This window comes from Lysobacter sp. ESA13C (genome assembly GCF_019970005.1).
GTDB lineage: Bacteria > Pseudomonadota > Gammaproteobacteria > Xanthomonadales > Xanthomonadaceae > Lysobacter > Lysobacter antibioticus_B.
In genome coordinates this window covers 1-654 of the sequence record NZ_JAHXYK010000040.1, presented here as the reverse complement: position 1 = coordinate 654, position 654 = coordinate 1, and the positions used below count along the sequence as shown (strand labels likewise).

The 654-nt window shown below is 68.3% G+C and carries 1 pseudogene; it reads left to right on the top strand.

Annotated features, from left to right (window positions below):
• Window positions 1-654, top strand: a pseudogene (locus LC490_RS24630) (hypothetical protein); the annotation flags it as partial.

The following is a 654-nucleotide window of genomic DNA, read 5'->3' as shown; positions in this document are numbered from 1 at the left end:
GCAGCGGCACGGTGTCGGTGGGCGACGTGCTGACCTATACGGTGACGGTGACCAACACCAGCGCCAGCGGCAACCTGACCAACGTGGTGGTGAACGACAGCAAGATCACCCCGAGTACGACGACCTGCGCCTCGGTGGCGCCGGGTGCGACCTGCGTGTTGACCGGCACCTACACGGTGACCGCGGCCGACGTGACCGCCGGCAACGTGGCGAACACCGCGACTTCGACCAGCCCGGTCTGCCCGGTGGGCAGCACCGATCCGGCCTGCACGACGACGGTGACCACGCCGGTGACGGCGCTGAGCCAGACGATCGCCAAGACCATGACCAATGCCGATAACGACGGCAGCGGCACGGTAACGGTGGGCGACGTGCTGACCTATACGGTGACGGTGACCAACACCAGCGCCAGCGGCAACCTGACCAACGTGGTGGTGAACGACAGCAAGATCACCCCGAGCACGACGACCTGTGCCTCGGTGGCGCCGGGTGCGACCTGCGTGTTGACGGGCACCTACACGGTGACCGCGGCCGACGTGACCGCCGGCAACGTGGCGAACACCGCGACTTCGACCAGCCCGGTCTGCCCGGTGGGCAGCACCGATCCGGCCTGCACGACGACGGTGACCACGCCGGTGACGGCGCTGAGCCAGA